Origin of the sequence: Nocardioides sp. NPDC023903 (genome assembly GCF_040639295.1) — a bacterium.
Taxonomy (GTDB): Bacteria; Actinomycetota; Actinomycetes; order Propionibacteriales; family Nocardioidaceae; genus Nocardioides.
Genome location: NZ_JBEZZS010000008.1, coordinates 135,791 through 152,136 on the forward strand (window position 1 = coordinate 135,791; position 16,346 = coordinate 152,136).

13 protein-coding genes are annotated in these 16,346 nt (G+C 69.5%); 6 read left to right on the top strand and 7 right to left on the bottom strand.

Annotated elements, in window-relative coordinates; translation table 11 throughout:
* Positions 1-5 precede the first annotated feature (5 nt).
* Positions 6-818 carry an MOSC N-terminal beta barrel domain-containing protein gene (locus tag AB0F44_RS11725; RefSeq protein ID WP_357355541.1) on the top strand — a complete coding sequence of 271 codons (813 nt, stop codon included), beginning with the start codon at positions 6-8 and terminating at the stop codon, positions 816-818.
* An 82-nt stretch (positions 819-900) separates the two neighbouring features.
* A complete protein-coding gene (locus AB0F44_RS11730; RefSeq protein WP_357355543.1) occupies positions 901-2,754 on the top strand; it encodes a DEAD/DEAH box helicase in 1,854 nt (617 codons plus the stop codon).
* 203 nt (positions 2,755-2,957) lie between these two features.
* Here AB0F44_RS11730 and AB0F44_RS11735 read toward each other — a convergent pair whose 3' ends face one another.
* Complete coding sequence (locus AB0F44_RS11735; protein WP_357355545.1) at positions 2,958-3,596, bottom strand: permease prefix domain 1-containing protein; 639 nt, start codon at positions 3,594-3,596, stop codon at positions 2,958-2,960.
* Positions 3,597-3,720: 124 nt separating this feature from the next.
* The gene (locus tag AB0F44_RS11740) at positions 3,721-4,041 is read right to left on the bottom strand and encodes a helix-turn-helix transcriptional regulator (RefSeq protein ID WP_160025897.1); all 321 of its coding nucleotides are present in this window, start codon (positions 4,039-4,041) and stop codon (positions 3,721-3,723) included.
* Between the two features lie 87 nt (positions 4,042-4,128).
* Here AB0F44_RS11740 and AB0F44_RS11745 point away from each other — a divergent pair, with 87 nt between their 5' ends.
* The 3 genes from AB0F44_RS11745 (at position 4,129) to AB0F44_RS11755 (ending at position 9,553) form a co-directional block, all read left to right on the top strand.
* Positions 4,129-6,219: an MMPL family transporter gene (locus tag AB0F44_RS11745; protein ID WP_357355547.1), complete on the top strand. Its 2,091-nt coding sequence runs from the start codon at positions 4,129-4,131 to the stop codon at positions 6,217-6,219.
* 125 nt (positions 6,220-6,344) lie between these two features.
* Complete coding sequence (locus tag AB0F44_RS11750) at positions 6,345-7,397, top strand: SGNH/GDSL hydrolase family protein (protein WP_357355549.1); 1,053 nt, start codon at positions 6,345-6,347, stop codon at positions 7,395-7,397.
* Positions 7,398-7,753: 356 nt separating this feature from the next.
* Positions 7,754-9,553, top strand: coding sequence for a penicillin-binding transpeptidase domain-containing protein (locus AB0F44_RS11755; protein ID WP_357355550.1), 1,800 nt, complete (start codon positions 7,754-7,756; stop codon positions 9,551-9,553).
* A gap of 260 nt (positions 9,554-9,813) precedes the next feature.
* On the opposite strand, the gene AB0F44_RS11760 is transcribed toward AB0F44_RS11755, so the two are convergent.
* The 3 genes from AB0F44_RS11760 to AB0F44_RS11770 all read right to left on the bottom strand — a co-directional run bounded on the left by AB0F44_RS11760 (position 9,814) and on the right by AB0F44_RS11770 (position 12,635).
* On the bottom strand, positions 9,814-11,316 hold the full coding sequence (locus tag AB0F44_RS11760) for an SPFH domain-containing protein (protein ID WP_357355552.1): 1,503 nt from the start codon (positions 11,314-11,316) through the stop codon (positions 9,814-9,816).
* A 14-nt stretch (positions 11,317-11,330) separates the two neighbouring features.
* Complete coding sequence (locus AB0F44_RS11765; protein ID WP_357355554.1) at positions 11,331-11,861, bottom strand: hypothetical protein; 531 nt, start codon at positions 11,859-11,861, stop codon at positions 11,331-11,333.
* Between the two features lie 81 nt (positions 11,862-11,942).
* The gene (locus tag AB0F44_RS11770; RefSeq protein WP_357355556.1) at positions 11,943-12,635 is read right to left on the bottom strand and encodes a pirin family protein; all 693 of its coding nucleotides are present in this window, start codon (positions 12,633-12,635) and stop codon (positions 11,943-11,945) included.
* Positions 12,636-12,650: 15 nt separating this feature from the next.
* On the opposite strand from AB0F44_RS11770, the gene AB0F44_RS11775 reads away from it, so the two are divergent.
* The gene (locus AB0F44_RS11775; protein ID WP_357355558.1) at positions 12,651-13,901 is read left to right on the top strand and encodes a family 1 glycosylhydrolase; all 1,251 of its coding nucleotides are present in this window, start codon (positions 12,651-12,653) and stop codon (positions 13,899-13,901) included.
* A 9-nt stretch (positions 13,902-13,910) separates the two neighbouring features.
* Here AB0F44_RS11775 and AB0F44_RS11780 read toward each other — a convergent pair whose 3' ends face one another.
* Entirely contained in the window at positions 13,911-14,330 is a 420-nt protein-coding gene (locus tag AB0F44_RS11780; RefSeq protein ID WP_350663013.1) for an HIT family protein, read from the bottom strand.
* Between the two features lie 10 nt (positions 14,331-14,340).
* On the bottom strand, positions 14,341-16,341 hold the full coding sequence (locus tag AB0F44_RS11785; protein ID WP_357355560.1) for an NADPH-dependent 2,4-dienoyl-CoA reductase: 2,001 nt from the start codon (positions 16,339-16,341) through the stop codon (positions 14,341-14,343).
* Between the last annotated feature and the right edge of the window lie 5 nt (positions 16,342-16,346).

Genomic DNA, 16,346 nt, shown 5'->3' on the forward strand with positions numbered 1-16,346 from the left:
GCCCCATGCGCCTCGCAGGCATCAACATCCATCCGGTGAAGTCGACGGCGATCAGACCGGTCGAGGAGGCGTACGTCGGCAGGGCCGGGATCGTGGGAGACCGCGAGTGGCTGGTCGTCGACGGCAGCGGCAAGCTGGTGACGGCTCGTGAGGTGAGGGAGCTGTTCACGGTCGTGGCGGACACGCCCTCGACCGGCAGGCCGGCGGGGGTGGACCTGCTGCTCAACGCTCCCGAGATGGACCCGTTGGAGGTGGCGGCGCCCGAGCGGGAGGCGCCGGCTGTCGGCGTACGTTTCTTCGCGAAGTCGCTCACGGCGCAGGCCGTCGGGGAGCCTGCCGACGCGTGGCTGAGGAAGGCGCTCGGCCGCGACGACCTGAGGCTCATGTGGTGTGCCGATCCGACGAAGCGGCCGATGAACCCGGACAAGTATCAGCCCGGCGAGTTCGCCGCGTTCCACGACTCCTCGCCGGTGTCGCTGCTCACGCAGGCCTCGGCCGACCAGATCGAGGAGTGGTCCGAGGGCGAGGTCCCGGCGCGGCGCTTCCGTGCCAACCTGCTGATCGAGGGTGCCCCGGAGGCGTTCGCCGAGGACGGCTGGCGGGAGGTCGCGATCGGTGGCGCTCGATTCCGGGTCGCAGCCCCGATCGACCGATGCGTGATGACGACCATCGACGCCGACACGCTGGAGTCGGGCAAGGACCCGCTCCGCGCTCTCGCCAAGCATCGCCGCTGGGACGGCAAGGTGTGGGCAGCGGTGCATCTCGCCGTCGCCCATCCGGGCGAGATCGCGGTCGGCGACGACGTCATCGTCTCCTGAGTGCTGCGAATGATGGGCAAGTGACGGGGCCCACCGCGCCGAGAAATGCATAGAACGTGCTATATGGGCCTACCGTTGGAGGGTGAGCACCGACCCTGAATCTGCCGTATCCACCACTCCCGCGCCCGAGGAGCTGAGCGCGCCCAGCGGTGGGTCCAGCGTGGAGGCTGAGCAGGGTCCGACGTTCGACTCACTCGGTCTCTCTGCCGGTGTCCTCGAGGCCGTGAAGGCGCTCGGCTACGAGACGCCTTCGGCGATCCAGGCGGCGACGATCCCGTCGCTGCTCGAGGGTCGTGACGTCGTCGGTCTCGCGCAGACCGGCACCGGAAAGACCGCCGCGTTCGCGCTGCCGGTGCTCTCGAACCTCGACGTCTACCAGAACGCGCCCCAGGCGCTGGTGCTCGCGCCGACGCGCGAGCTGGCCCTGCAGGTGTGCGAGGCGTTCGAGCGTTACGCGTCGAACCTCGACGGCGTACGCATCCTGCCGGTCTACGGCGGGCAGGGCTACGGCCCGCAGCTGACCGCGCTGCGTCGTGGCGTCCACGTCGTCGTCGGCACCCCCGGCCGGATCATGGACCACCTGGAGAAGGGCACGCTCGACCTCTCCCAGCTGCGCTTCCTGGTGCTCGACGAGGCCGACGAGATGCTCAACATGGGCTTCGCGGAGGACGTCGAGACCATCCTCGCCGACACCCCCGAGGACAAGCAGGTCGCGCTCTTCTCGGCGACGATGCCCGCGCAGATCCGCCGGCTGTCGAAGAAGTACCTTCGCGACGCGAAGGAGATCTCGGTCAAGGCGAAGACCCAGACCGCCACCAACATCACCCAGCGCTACCTGATGGTGTCCTACCCCCAGAAGGTCGACGCGCTCACCCGCATCCTCGAGGTCGAGAACTTCGAGGGCATGATCGTCTTCACGCGCACCAAGTCCGAGACCGAGTCGCTGGCCGAGAAGCTGCGCGCGCGTGGCTTCGCCGCGACCGCGATCAACGGCGACATCGCCCAGGCCCAGCGTGAGAAGACCGTCAACCAGCTCAAGGACGGCTCGCTGGACATCCTGGTCGCGACCGACGTCGCGGCCCGTGGTCTCGATGTCGAGCGGATCTCGCACGTGGTCAACTACGACCTGCCGACCGATGTCGAGGCGTACGTCCACCGCATCGGCCGCACCGGGCGTGCGGGCCGCACCGGCGACGCGATCTCGTTCGTCACCCCGCGTGAGCGGTGGCTGCTGCGCGCGATCGAGAAGCACACCAAGGCACAGCCGGCGCAGATGCAGCTGCCCTCGGTCGACGAGGTCAACGCGACCCGCCTCTCCCGCTTCGACGACGGCATCACCGCCGCGTTGCAGGAGGGCGAGCGCATCGAGTTCTTCCGCGACGTGGTGCGTCACTACGTCGAGGAGCACGACATCCCCGAGGTCGACGTCGCCGCCGCTCTGGCTGCGGTGCTCCACGGCGAGGAGCCGCTGCTCCTCGACCCCGAGCCTGAGAAGCCTGCCTACGAGGACCGGCGCGGACGCCGCGATGACCGCGGCAGCGACCGTGGCCCTCGCCGCGAGACGGGCACGTCGCGTCAGACGGGCCAGCCGCTGGCCACCTACAAGATCCAGGTCGGCAAGCGCCACCGCGTCGAGCCGCGCCAGATCGTCGGCGCCATCGCCAACGAGGGCGGCCTGCGCCGCGCCGACTTCGGCAACATCTCCATCCGCAACGACTTCTCGCTCGTCGAGCTCCCCGCGGACCTGGCTCCCGAGACCTGGAAGGCGCTCGAGTCGACCCGCATCTCCGGCAAGCTCATCGAGCTCTCCGAGGACTCCGGCGGTGGCCCCGTGCGTCGCTCCGGCGGCCGCTTCGACAAGGGTGGCCGACCGGGCAGCAGCTCCGACTTCGGCGACCGCCCCCGCAAGCCGCGGCAGAAGCGCAAGTTCGACTGACGTTGGGATACCCGGTTAACCGGGTATCCCCGCACTTCTCAGGCATTGCAACGCCTGAGAAGTGCAGGCATTGCCTGAACACCGTGACGGAAGTGGCGAGAGGGACGGCCCGACGAGCGGTCGCCCACGCGCCAGCCTGCTGACGACCCAGGCGACCGGAGAACTCACCGACCGCTGCCTGAGCGGCTGCGGCACTCGTGCTTTCAGCAGGCGGCGAGGGTGCGCTGGGCGGAGAGGGCGACCAGGGCGAACGGTGCGGCCATCAAGGCCAGCGCACTGAGGGCCAGGAACACGGTGAGGCCGCCGGTCAGGGCCAGCATGGTGAAGCCGATGATCGGCACGATCATGGCCGTGGCCAGGGACCAGGCGGCGGTCAGCCGGGCCGTACGACGCCCGATCCGGAGCCAACGCTGACCGATTGCGGTCACCCCCAGGGCGACCAGGGCGCCGAGGGCTCCTGCTGTGCCGACGTACCCGATGATGATGTCGAGGACGTGGAAGAGGCCGCTTTCCGGAGCGGCCGAGTGAGCGCTCGCGCCGAGCTCGATCCCGCCGTCCCACAGGAAGGCCTGGGGGAGCATGACGAGGACGAGCAGGATGGCCGTACGCCGGGCGGCGCCGATCGCGACGGTGTCCCGGAAGCCGGGAGCGATGTCGTCGACGGAGCCGAAGTCGCGCAGGGCGAGCGCCTCCGCCTCGGTGGGCGTGTAGCCCGCCGCGGTGTAGGCGTCGGTCGCGTCCTCGAGATGGTCGCCGGCCTCGCGCAGGAGGTCGCGCCGGGTCCAGCTCGGGCCGGGGATCGCGGCGCGCAGGTCCGCAAGGTAGACGTCGACGGCGCTCATGCGCTCATCTTCCGTCCTCGGCGGCGTCGGCCACATCAGGGAACTCCCTGAATCACTCGCCAGAAGTGCCGACTCGGCCGACGTAAGTGCCGTCTCGGCCGGCGGGGGTGACGTCTCGGCAGGGTCAGGCTTCGCCGAGTACGCCGGAGACGACCTTGGCGAAGGTCCGCCACTCCTGGCGGTGGGCGGCGAGGGCGCTGCGGCCGGCGGAGGAGAGTTCGTAGGTGCGGCGCTTGCGGCCGCCGACCTCGGACCAGGAGCTGTCGAGGTAGCCGGCCTTCTCCAGGCGGCGCAGCGCGGGGTAGATGGTGCCGGTGGGGAGGTCGAGCTCGCCGCCGCTGCGGGCGCTCAGGGCCTCGATGATCGCGTAGCCGTGAAGGGGCTGCTTCTCGACGACGGCCAGGATCAGCGAGTCGAGGTGGCCACGGAGGGCGTCGGCTTTCATGTAGACAGCCTACACAGTCCGTCGTACATTGTCTCCATACATGTTGCCAGGCTACCTATAGCCAGGCGAGACACGACAGGAGACATGATGACCACTCAGACGATCACGAGACCCAGTCCGCTGCGGCGGCTGGCGTCCTTCTCTCAACGCCATCACTGGACCGCGCTGCTGCTGTGGGTGGTCGTCCTGGTAGGCGTGACGGTGGCGGCGCAGAGCATCGGCGACGACTACCGCAACTCCTTCGACATCCCCGGCACCCAGTCGCAGGAGATGGCCGACCTGCAGGCGAAGCACGGTGGGTCGAACGGTGACGAGGTGCGCGCGGTCATCCATGACGAGCGCGGCTGGAACACCGACCAGCAGGCCGTCGATGATCTGCTCGCGGACCTGGCCGCGGTGCCTCATGTCGAGTCCGTCGAGCCGGCCGATCCGCAGCGCGGGTCGGTGAGTGAGGACGGTACGACCGCGCTGGTCACCGTGGTGATGGACGCCGAGGCCGGCGAGCTCCCCGTGAGCGCCTATGAGCCGTTCCTCGAGCTGGCGGACGAGACGTCGACCGACGACCTCCAGGTCGAGATGGCCGGCGACTCGATGCGCGAGGTGAACGAGGGCGAGGGCGGCAGCTCCGAGGGGATGGGCATGCTCGCCGCGCTGGTGATCATGCTGTTCATGTTCGGATCGTTCCTGGCGGCGAGCCTGCCGCTGATCACCGCGATCTTCGCAGTCGGCACGACCTTCGGCGTCGTCACGCTGCTCTCGCACATGACCACGATCCCGGACTACACCGCGCCGATGCTGATGATCGTCGGGCTGGGTGTGGGCATCGACTACGCGCTGCTGGTCTTCTCGCGCTATCGCAGCGAACTGCTCGGAGGCGCCACCCGTGAGGACGCCACGGCGACCGCGATCGACACCGCCGGCCGCTCGGTCCTATTTGCCGGGGTCAGCGTGATTCTGGCGCTCTGCGGCCTCTACGTGCTGCAGCTGACCTCGATCCAGGGAGTCGTGCTCGGCGTCGCCCTCACCGTCCTGATGACCATGATCGCCGCGGTCACGCTGCTGCCCTCGCTGCTGACCCTGTTCGGCAAGCGCCTGGAGAAGTCCGTGCGCAAGCACGCGGCGCGGTCCCGGCGCGAGCCCGGCCAGCGCTGGCGCGCCTGGGCCTCCGGTGTCCAGCGGCACCCGTGGGCAGCGCTGGTCGTCTCCGTGGTCGTGCTTGGCGCGCTGGCCGCCCCTGTCCTCGGCCTCCAGCTCGGCTTCGCCGACGCCGGCAACGACGACTCCTCCTCGACCACGCGGAAGGCGTACGACCTGGTCAGCGAGAAGTTCGGCCCTGGTGCCAACGGCCCGCTCATCGTGATGACCGAGGGCTCCCAGGAGGAGGCGGCTGCTGCGTACGAGCAGGTCCAGGGATACGCCGGTGTGGCCGCCGTGACCCCGCCGCAGCCGTCGGCCGACGGTGCGGTGTACACCTCCATCGCCTTCCCTGAGACCGGCCCGCAAGACGCCGAGACCACCGAGCTGGTGAAGGACCTCCGGACGGATCTCGGCGACGACGTCCTGGTCGGTGGCTCGACCGCGGCGCTGATCGACTACTCCGACGCGGTCGCGAAGAAGCTGCCGCTCTTCATCGGGCTCGTCGTCGGGCTCTCCGCGCTGCTGCTGATGTGCGTCTTCCGCTCCGTCGCGGTGGCGATCAAGGCGGCGATCCTCAACCTGCTTTCGATCGGCGCTTCGATGGGGGCGATGACGTACGTCTTCCAGGAGGGGCTGCTGGGGGTCGAGCCCGGTCCGATCGAGGCGTTCCTGCCGGTGATGACCTTCGCGATCGTCTTCGGGCTCTCGATGGACTACGAGGTCTTCCTGATCTCGCGGATGCGCGAGGAGTGGCTGCGCAGCGGCGATGCCCAGGAGGCCGTCCGGGAGGGGCTGGCGCACACCGGCGGCGTCATCACCGCGGCCGCAGCGATCATGGTCGTGGTCTTCGGTGCCTTCTGGTTCAGCCCGGACCGGATGCTGCAGGAGATGGGCTTCGTGATGGCGGTTGCGGTGCTGCTCGACGCGGTCCTCGTGCGGTGCCTCATTGTGCCGGCGGTGATGCGGCTGCTCGGCGCCGGCGCGTGGTGGCTGCCGCGGTGGCTCGACCGGCTCCTGCCGCGTCTGCAGAACGTCGGATGAACTCAGGTAAGCGGGTTCCGGACAGTTACTAAGACGTGAAACTAATTTCCTGCGGGCGGAAGTAAGGGCGCGTACAACCGAATAGAAGGGCCGCCCCCAGCGGTCCCCGGCTTTCGGGAGTTGCCATGAACGGTTTTACCTTCCGCCTGTCCAAAGTCCGCCTCGCGGTCTCCCTCACATCCATCGCCCTTCTCGGCGCCGGCCTCGCCGTCGCCCCAGGCTCCCCGGCCTCAGCGAACCCCATTGCTTCGGGCTTCGCTTCAGCAGCCGGGGAGCCCTACGTCGCTCTGGGTGACTCCTACTCCTCTGGAGTAGGCACTCGCAGCTACATCGCCGACGGCAGCCAATGCATGCGGTCGACCCTGGCGTACCCGAGCCTGGTCGCCGCGGCGAAGAGCTACAGCCTCAACTTCCGCGCCTGCTCGGGCGCGGTCGTCGCCGACGTCACCAACAGCCAGCTCAGCGCACTGTCCACCTCGACCCGTTACGTGACCATCTCCGTCGGTGGCAACGACGCCGGCTTCGCCGACGTGATCACCGAGTGCGCTCTCCCAGCCTGGGCGAGCGACTGTGCGGGAGCGGTCGCGGGTGCGCAGAACTACATCCGCAACACACTGCCGGCCAGCCTCGGGACGCTCTACTCGAGGATCCGGTCGGCCGCCCCCAGCGCGAAGGTGGTGGTCGTGGGCTATCCGAAGCTGTTCATGGGCGAGGACTGCAACGCGTTCACCTGGTTCAGCCCGTCGGACGAGGCGATCCTCAACGACACCGCGGTGCTCCTCAACAACACCACGGCCTCGCGGGCGAGCGCCGCCGGATTCGGCTACGTCAACCCGATCAGCCGGTTCACCGGACACGCGGTCTGTGACAACCCCGAGTGGGTCAACGGGCTCTCCAACCCGATCGAGGAGTCCTACCACGCCAACACCGCCGGACATCGTGACGGCTACACCCCTCTGGTGAGCTCACCGCTCACCGGCGCCGCGGTCACCGCGACCCCGGCCGTGCTCGCCGCGGCCGAGGCGACCGGTCCCGCGCAGGCCGCCAAGCAGAGGAAGTACGCCGCCCTCGACCGCCACATCGAGCCGAAGGTGTTCCAGCCGCCGACCCGTGAGCGCCTGGAGAAGCTCGCCGACCAGCGCGGCGTCGACCTGGACGCCTGGCTGGCGACGCACTGATCCACCTGGTGGTGAAGCCGGGCGTGTCCACCAGGCGCGCTCGGCTTCACAACCTCCGCGTTAGGGCCCGGCCGAGAATTGCCTGGATGGCATGCGTCGTCAGGGTGCGTGCTGGCCAAGGCGCCGCTCCGAAGGCATACCGGGGTCTTTCGAGGGGCGGCAACGCCGGCCAGTGCGTGCCCTGGCGGCGCAGGCCGCCAGGCAATTATTGGGCGGGCCCTTCAACGGGTGTAACCCAATCTTGGGGGCAAGGCTGATAGAACCGTTCCATGCGAGTCTCCCGGGGCATAGCGGCCCTTGCTGTTGCCCTACCGCTGCTTGCCGCATGTGGTGGGGCCAAGGAACCGGGTCCGAGCATGTCGACCCTGACCACCGCGCTGGAGACCGGCACCTTCACGAAGGTCGACTTCGTGGCGAAGACCGATCCCGCTGTCGTCGCCACCGACTACAGCAATCTGACGGGCAACCTGTTCGGGAAGCTGGGCGCGCCCGACGTGTCCGCGACCAAGCCGGTCTTCTCCGGCCACGGCACCGACAGCGCGAAGTCGACGCTCACCTGGGCATGGGGACTGCCGGGCGGCCGCTGGACCTACGAGTCGGAGGTCGAGCTCCGCAAGACCGACGAGAAGTGGGAGTTCGTCTGGGAGCCGACGGTCGTCGCCCCAACGCTCGCCGAGGGACGCAGCCTCCACGTCGAGACCGTCCAGCAGCAGCGCGGCGAGATCCTGAGTACGTCGGGAGCGACCCTGGTCGCGGATCGGCCGGTCGTCACGGTCGGCATCGACAAGACCCTGATCGACCCGGTGGCGGCTCCCGCGGCCGCTCGCGACGTCGCCGCGATCGTCGGCATCAACCCGAAGCGCTACGCCAAGCGCGTCAAGGCGGCCGGTGACAAGGCGTTCGTCGAGGCGCTCTCGATCCGCAAGCCGATGATGACGAAGGCCAAGGCCGCGAAGATCGCCAAGATCAAGGGCGCCGCGATGCTCAACCGGACCCTCCCGCTCGGCCCGACCAAGGAGTTCGCCTCGCCGGTCGTCGGCATCGTCGGTGAGGTCACGGCGGAGATGATGAAGAAGAAGCCCGGGACCTACCTCCCGGGTGATCTCGCCGGGCTCTCCGGCTTGCAGGCGCGCTACGACGAGCAGCTGCGCGGCAAGCCCGGGCTCCAGGTCGCGGTGCTCGGTGACGAGGGCGAGGTGCTCAAGCGGCTCTACAGCACCGACCCGATCGACGGGAAGTCGCTGACCGTCACCCTCGACGAGCGGCTGCAGAAGAACGCCGAGAAGATCCTGAAGCGCGTCAAGCCCGAGAGCGCCCTGGTCGCGATCCGGCCCAGCGACGGTGCCGTGCTGGTCGCCGCCAACGGCGAGGACAACAAGATGAACCTGGCCACCTTCGGCCAGGCGGCCCCCGGCTCGACCTTCAAGGCCGCGACCACGCTGGCCCTGCTGCGAAAGGGGCTCAACGCCAAGAGCCAGGTGAAGTGTCCGGCCAAGACCACTGTCGACGGCAAGACGTTCAAGAACGACTCGTGGTACCCGAAGTCGGCCCTCGGCGAGATCACGCTCGCCCACGCCGTCGCCGAGTCCTGCAACACCGCCATGGTCGGCGTCGCCGGCGAGGTCGGCCACGCCGAGATCGCCTCGGCCGCCGCCTCGCTGGGCTTCGGTATCGACCGCGACGCCGGCTTCACCTCCTACTTCGGCCAGATCCCCGAGCCCGCGGGCGAGACCGAGCACGCCGCCGATCTGATCGGGCAGGGCAAGGTGCTCGCCTCGCCGCTCGTGATGGCCGCCGTCATCGGCTCCATTCAGGCCGGCCACACCGTGGTCCCGACCCTCGTCGAGGGTCAGGTCGCCAAGCCGTCTGGTGTCGAGCCGCTCGCCGCCGACGAGGCCGAGCAGCTGCGTACGATCTTCCGGGGTGTCGTCACCGACGGCACCGGCAGCGGCCTGGCTGATGTGCCCGGCAAGCCGGTGATCGCCAAGACCGGCACGGCCGAGTTCGACCGCAACGGCAAGCGCCTGACGCACACCTGGATGATCGCTGCTCAGGGTGACCTGGCCGTGGCCGTCTACGTCGACGAGGGCGAGAACGGTGCCGCCACCTCGGGCCCGCTCGTCGAGGCCTTCTTCCGCATGGTCAACGAGCGCTAGAGACCGGCAAATAAGATGTGGCCCGGCCGTGAGGCCGGGCCACAATCAATTTCCCTCGGTGCTTCTCTACCGACGGGGGGAACAGTAGAGAAAGCTCAAGGGGCGAGCCTGGCGGCCTTTCGGCCGCGAGGCCCGGTCGAGGTTTGGAGTGCTCCCTCCCTACGTCGACGTGGATACATAACCAGACTTGTTCCTGGCTGTCACGTTTATGTCCCTTTTCTACCGGATCTGTGACCGGGTGTTAGCAAGGTGTGGATCGGTCACTGACCGGCCGGGATCTCCGCGGTGCCGTTCGCCGAGGTCGTGTCGGCGGCCTTGCGGAGCATCGCGCCGAGGTCGACGCCGGTCGTGGTCTTGAGCATGTTGAGGGTCTGGACGACGTTGTCGTTGACCTGCTTCGGGATGGCGCCGGCCCCCTCGGTGGAGAGCACGGTGAGGTTGTCGATGGCGCTGATCGGCGCGGCGACCTCCCTGGCGACCTGCGGCAGGACCTCGATGAGCATCTGCAGCACGGCGGCGTCGTTGTAGGACGCGAACGCTGCGGCGCGCTTCTCCATCGCCTCGGCCTCGGCGTGACCGACGGCCAGGGTGGCGGCAGCGCTCGCCTCACCCTCGGCGCGGGTGGCCTCGGCGCCGGCCAGACGCAGCGACTTCTGCGCGTCACCGCGCCGGGCGCCCTCGATGGCCTCGGCCTCGGCCAGTGCGGCACGGCGGGCCTTCTCGGCCTCGCCGGAGAGTCGGGCCTGCTCGGCGTCGGCCTCGGCTGCGGCGATGGTCGACGCCTTGCGCGCCTCCGCGGCCGCGATCTCGGAGCTGCGGCGACCCTCCGCCTCCTGCTCGACGCGGTAGCGCTCCGCGTCGGCGGGCTTGCGCACCTGCGTCTCGAGCTGTCGCTCGGTCAGCGCGGCCTGGCGTACGGCGACCTTCTCCTGCTCGGTGAGGATGGCCTGGTCGCGGTCGGCCTGGGCCAGCGGACCGGAGGCGGCGGCGTTGGCAGTGGCCGCGTCGGTCTCGGCCTTGATCTCGGCCTGCTTGAGCGCGAGCGCGCGCTGGGCGACCGCGATCTCCTCCTCGGCCTTGATCCGGGCCTGCTCGGCGGCACGACGGGCCTCGGCCTCGGCGATCGAGGCGGCCTGGGTGATGCGGGCGGCCTCGGGGCGGCCCAGGTTGGCGAGGTAGGAGCCGTCGTCGGTGACGTCCTGGATCTGGAAGGTGTCCAGGATCAGGCCCTGGCCGGTGAGCGACGACTCGGACTCGTCGGCGACCCGCTGGGCGAACGCGGCGCGGTCACGGATGATCTGCTCGACGGTCAGACCGCCGACGATCGAGCGCAGCGCGCCGGCGAGCACCTCCTGCGTGAAGGGCTCGATCTCCTCCTGCTGGGAGAGGAAGCGCTGTGCGGACAGCCGGATCTGGTCGGCGTTGCCGCCCACCTTCACGATCGCGACACCCTCGAGGTTGAGCTTGATGCCCTGCCCGGAGACCGCGCCGCGGATCTGGACCGAGATCCGGCGCGAGGAGAGGTCCATGGTCGCCAGCTTCTGGACGAACGGCACCACGAAGACGCCGCCGCCGAGCACGACCTTCTGGCCCGACAGGTCTGTGGTGAGCTGGCCGGTCTCGGGGTTGAGCACCGCCTTGCCCTTGCGGCCGGTGACGATGAAGGCCTGGTTGGGACCGGCGACCTTGTAGCGGCTGGTGACCAGCAGCAGAAGCAGGATGAGAAGTACGACAAGGCCGGCGATCGGCACCAGCAGTTCCATGAGGATTCCTTCAGTCAGGAGGTGATCTCGCGCCACGTCGGCGCGACGGTGACTGCCGTCGGTGAGAGGACTCCGGTCACGTGCACGGCGGTGCCGGGCGTGATCGCCTCGTCGGCGTCGGGAGCCTTGGCGTTGTAGGTCACCGTGTGGCCCCCGAGGGCGACCCGCACCACGCCGAACCCGTCCGCCGGGATCGTGGTGATCACGGCAGCGTCCAGGCCGACGGCGGCCTCCCCTGAGGGCGCCGCGTCGGTCTGGTCCTCCTTCAGCAGGCGAGTCAGCCACAACGTGAACCAGGCGAAGAGTGCTCCGACGACGGAGCCGATCAGGATGGACGGCACCAGGCCGAGGTCCAGCGGTCCGTGGGCGATGGCGCCACCGAACCCGAACGCCGACACGAATCCGGCCATCGCGGCCGTGGAGTACGAATCGCTCGCCAGCCAGTCCAGCAGGCCGCCGAGGAAGCCGTCGAGGAGGTCGCCGATCACCAGCGACACCAGCAGGAGGCCCAGCCCGACGGCTCCGATGATCAGGAACGTCGTCACACCAAACCTTTCGGCAGAGTCTCCACACTGAGCAGCAGTCTGGTGCGGACTTTATCCGTCGCTTCCCGGCCTGTCCGCGCTTTATCCGCCTTGGTCGAAGGTCCAGAGCAGAAGCTCGGTCGGTACGCCTGCGCTGACCGTGAACTCTGGCGGCAGATCGTCGCCGGCGGTGACCTCGAAGGCGTCACCAGCGGTGAGCGGCTCGGCCATCCCACTGCGCAGAAGGGCGCCGGAGGCGACGTGGAGATGGCGGAGCCCGGCCTCCGGGAGGGTGATCTCGGCGGGGCCGTCGGTGCCGACGTGGCCGACCCGCAGCGTCCCCTGGTCCAGGCGGACCGCCTCGGTCCACTCGCCCTCGCCGGCGGCGACGTCGTGGACGGCGTACGCCGGCGCGCCGGTGCTGCCCGCGATCCAGACCTGGATGAACCGGGTGCCGGCGGCCGAGGCGAACTCGGAGTGGTCGACACCGTCGCCGGTGGTGAAGACGCCGACCTGGCCGGGCGCGACGGTGCCGGTGGCGCCGGTCGAGTCGGTGTGGGTCACCTCGCCGGACAGCGGCCAGGTCACGATCGTGACGCCGGCGTGGTGATGGGTCTCGAACCCCTCACCGTTGCCCAGCAGGTGCTCGTCGTAGGCCACGATCGGGCCGAAGCCGACGCGCTGGGGGTCGTAGTGGGAACCGAATGAGTAGGTGTGCCAGGTAATTTTTCCTGGCCGGAGGCCGGGAGGACGTTCCGTGAATCGGGCGTTTCCTCGGCGGATCTGGGCAGTCACAGTCATGATTGTGCCGTGGCGTTTCCCAAGTTCCCGACTGGCTTCGTGTTCGGCACTGCAGACGCCACCCGGCCGGGGGGCGAGCAGGATGTTGCGCTGCTTCAACGTCTCGGTGCGCCGGGATACCGGTTCGCGGTCTCCTGGCGTGAGCTTCAGCCGGGTGGGCGCGGTGCCTTCGATCCCGATGCCCGCGCTCGTTACGACCGCCTGGTCGACGAGCTGCTCGAGGCCGGTCTGCGCCCGTCGGCCACGCTCTACGCCGGCGAGCTGCCGGAGACGCTGGCCGCCGACGGTGGCTGGCTCAACCGCGCCACGGTCGACGCGTTCGGTGACTACGCCCAGGGGGTCGCGGACCTGATCGGCGACCGGGTCCCGGAGTGGGTGCCGGTGCAGGACCCCAACGTGGCTGGTTACCTCGGCTACGGCCTCGGCACGATCGCGCCCGGCCGCCGCGCGGGCTGGGGAGTCGTCGCGGCGATGCACCACCTGCTCCTCGCCCACGGCCGCGGTGTGCAGGTGCTGCGCGCCGCCGGGGTCGAGTCCGTCGGCTGCGCCAACCACCACGAGCCGATCTGGCCGCTCTCCGAAGATCCCGCTGACGTCGGCGCGGCCAAGCTCATCGACCTGGCCTGGAACGCGGTGCCTCTCGAGGCGATGCTGATGGGCCGCTACCCCCGTGACATCGCCGGTCTCGCCGACGAGGTCATGATGCCGGGCGACATGGCCGTGATCCGCTCACCCCTGGACTTCTACGGGGTCAACTTCTTCGCGCCGCAGCGCATCGGCGCCTCCGCCGAGGGCGACGACATCCCGTTCCGGATGGTGCCGCTCGTCGGCTACCCCGCCACCGACACCGGCTGGGGCGTGGTGCCCACCGCCCTGCGGGAGTGGCTGATCATCACCCGATCGCGCTATCGCGCCGCGATGCCGCCGATCGTGGTGACCGAGTGCGGTGCTGCGTACGACGCTCCGATGGTGGACGGCGAGGTCGACGACCAGGCCCGGATCGACTACCTCGAGGCGCACCTGGAGGCTGTCTCGGCCGCGATCGAGCGCGGTGTCGACATACGCGGCTTCTACGCCTACACCCTGCTCGACCGTGACGGCTGGGAAGCGCCGTTCACCGGCAAGGACTGGGAGGACGGCGTGGGCGGGAAGTACGGCCTGGTGCACGTCGACGCCGCCGGGGTACGTACTCCCAAACGCTCTTTCGGCTGGTACGCCGACATGGTCGCCGCCCACGCCGAGGGCGCCCCGACGGGCTGATTCGACGGGCTAGAAGGCGAGCTTCTCGCCGATGGCCCTGATCGCGTCCATGTCGCCCGGGTGCGGCACCCAGGGGAGCGTGAGCGAGTCCTTGGTCTTGTCGGTGTAGCGCGGGATCACGTGGAAGTGCAGGTGGAACACTGTCTGCCACGCGGCCGGACCGCAGTTGTTGAGTACGTTGACCCCGTCCGCCTGCAGCACGTCGACCGCCCGCTTCGCGACCGCCTGGGCAGTCTTGGCGGTCGCGGCGAAGACCGCCGGGTCGGCCTCCAGGACGTCCTTGGTGTGCGTCTTCGGCACCACCACCGTGTGGCCCTCGGCCGCCGGCGCGATGTCGGTGAAGGCGTACGTCTCCTCGTCCTCATAGACCTTCGTGGACGGGATGTTGCCCGCGACGATGTTGCAGAACAGGCAGTCGGGATCGCTCATGCGGCAAAGGCTACAAGCCCGCGGCGACCTCGGTGCCCTGGCTGATCGCGCGCTTGGCGTCGAGCTCGGCGGCGACGTCGGCGCCTCCGATGAGGTGCCAGTTCTCCCGCTCGGTCCACAGGTCGCGTACCGACTCCTGGCCCGCGCAGAGGATCACGTGGTCGACCTCGAGCGTGCGGGGCTCGCCGTCGACGGCGTAGTGCAGGGTGAGGGAGTCGTCGCCGGCCTCGATCTTGTCGTACGTCGCACCCCGGACCTGCTTGACGCCGTCCTGCTTCAGGTGGGCGCGGTGGGCCCAGCCGGAGGTCTTGCCGAGGCCGATGCCGATCGGGGTGGCCTTGCGCTGCAGCAGGGTCACCTGGCGAGCCGGTGCCTCCAGGACCGGGGTTGTCAGACCGCCGCGGAAGGTCGCCGGGTCACCGACGCCCCAACGGGCCTTCCACTCCTCGAGGCTCTCGAGCTGGTGAGTCAGCCAGGCGGAGACGTCGACGCCGATGCCGCCGGCACCGATCACCGCGACGCGACGGCCAGGGACGACCCGGCCGGCGAGCACGTCGGCGTACGTCACGACCCGGTCGTCCTCGGAGCCGGCGATCTGCGGCAGCCGCGGCGTGACGCCGGTGGAGACGATGACGTGGTCGAAGGGCTCCAGGTCGGCGGTGGTGGCCTCGGTGTCGAGACGTACCTCGACGCCCAGCACCTCCAGACGCCGGGTGAAGTAGCGCAGGGTGTCCTTGAAGTCCTCCTTGCCGGGCACCGCCATCGCGAGGCGGAACTGGCCTCCGAGCTGCGCGGACTTCTCGAACAGGGTCACTGCGAAGCCGCGCTCGGCGGCCGAGGTGGCGGCCGCGAGGCCGGCCGGGCCGGCGCCGACGACGGCCACGGTCTGCTTGAGCTTGGTCGGCCTGAGCACCAGGGTGGTCTCACGCGCGGCGCGCGGGTTGACCAGGCACGAGGCGGCCTTGTTGGCGAAGGCGTGGTCCAGGCACGCCTGGTTGCAGGCGATGCAGGTGTTGATCTCGTCGGTGCGACCCTCGGCGGTCTTCTTGGCGAACTCGGGGTCGGCCAGCAGCGGGCGTGCCATCGAGACCAGGTCGGCCTTGCCCTCGGCGATCGCTCCGTCGGCGAGCTCGGGGGTGTTGATCCGGTTGGAGGCGCAGACCGGGACCGACACCTCGGCCTTGAGCCGGGCGGTCATGTCCAGCCACGCGCCGCGCGGGACCTGGGTGATGATGGTCGGCACCCGCGCCTCGTGCCAGCCGATGCCGGTGTTGAACACCGAGACGCCGGCGTCCTGGAGCGCGTACGCGAGCTCGATCGTCTCCTCCCAGGTCTGGCCGTCCTCGACCAGGTCGAGGATCGAGAGCCGGAAGATGATCGGGAAGTCGTCACCGACCAGCTCGCGCGAGCGACGCACGATCTCCACCGGGAACCGCATCCGGTTGGTCGCCGTGCCACCCCAGCGGTCCTCGCGCTGGTTGGTCCGCTCGGCGAGGAACTGGTTGATCAGGTAGCCCTCCGACCCCATGATCTCGACCGCGTCATAGCCCGCCTTCTTCGCCAGCGAGATGCTCTTGGCGAAGTCGTTGACGGTCGCGTCCACGGCCTTGTCGGAGAGGGCCGCGGGCTTGAACGGGTTGATCGGCGCCTGGACGGCCGAGGCGCTGACCGAGAACGGCGTGTAGGCGTACCGACCCGCGTGCAGCACCTGCATCGCGATCGCGCCGCCCTCCTCGTGCACCGCGCCGGTGACCCGGCGGTGCTGGGCGGCGTGCAGCCGGGAGCTCATCTCGCTCGCGAACGGCTTGAGCCAGCCGCGCTTGTTCGGGGCGTAGCCGCCGGTGATGATCAGCCCGGTGCCGCCGCGCGCCCGCTCGGCGAAGTAGGCCGCCAGCTTCGGGATGTCCCACGCGTGGTCCTCGAGGCCGGTGTGCATCGACCCCATCACCACCCGGTTGCGCAGCGTGAGCGACCCGATGGTGATCGGTGAGAGCAGGGATTCGTACGCCATGGACG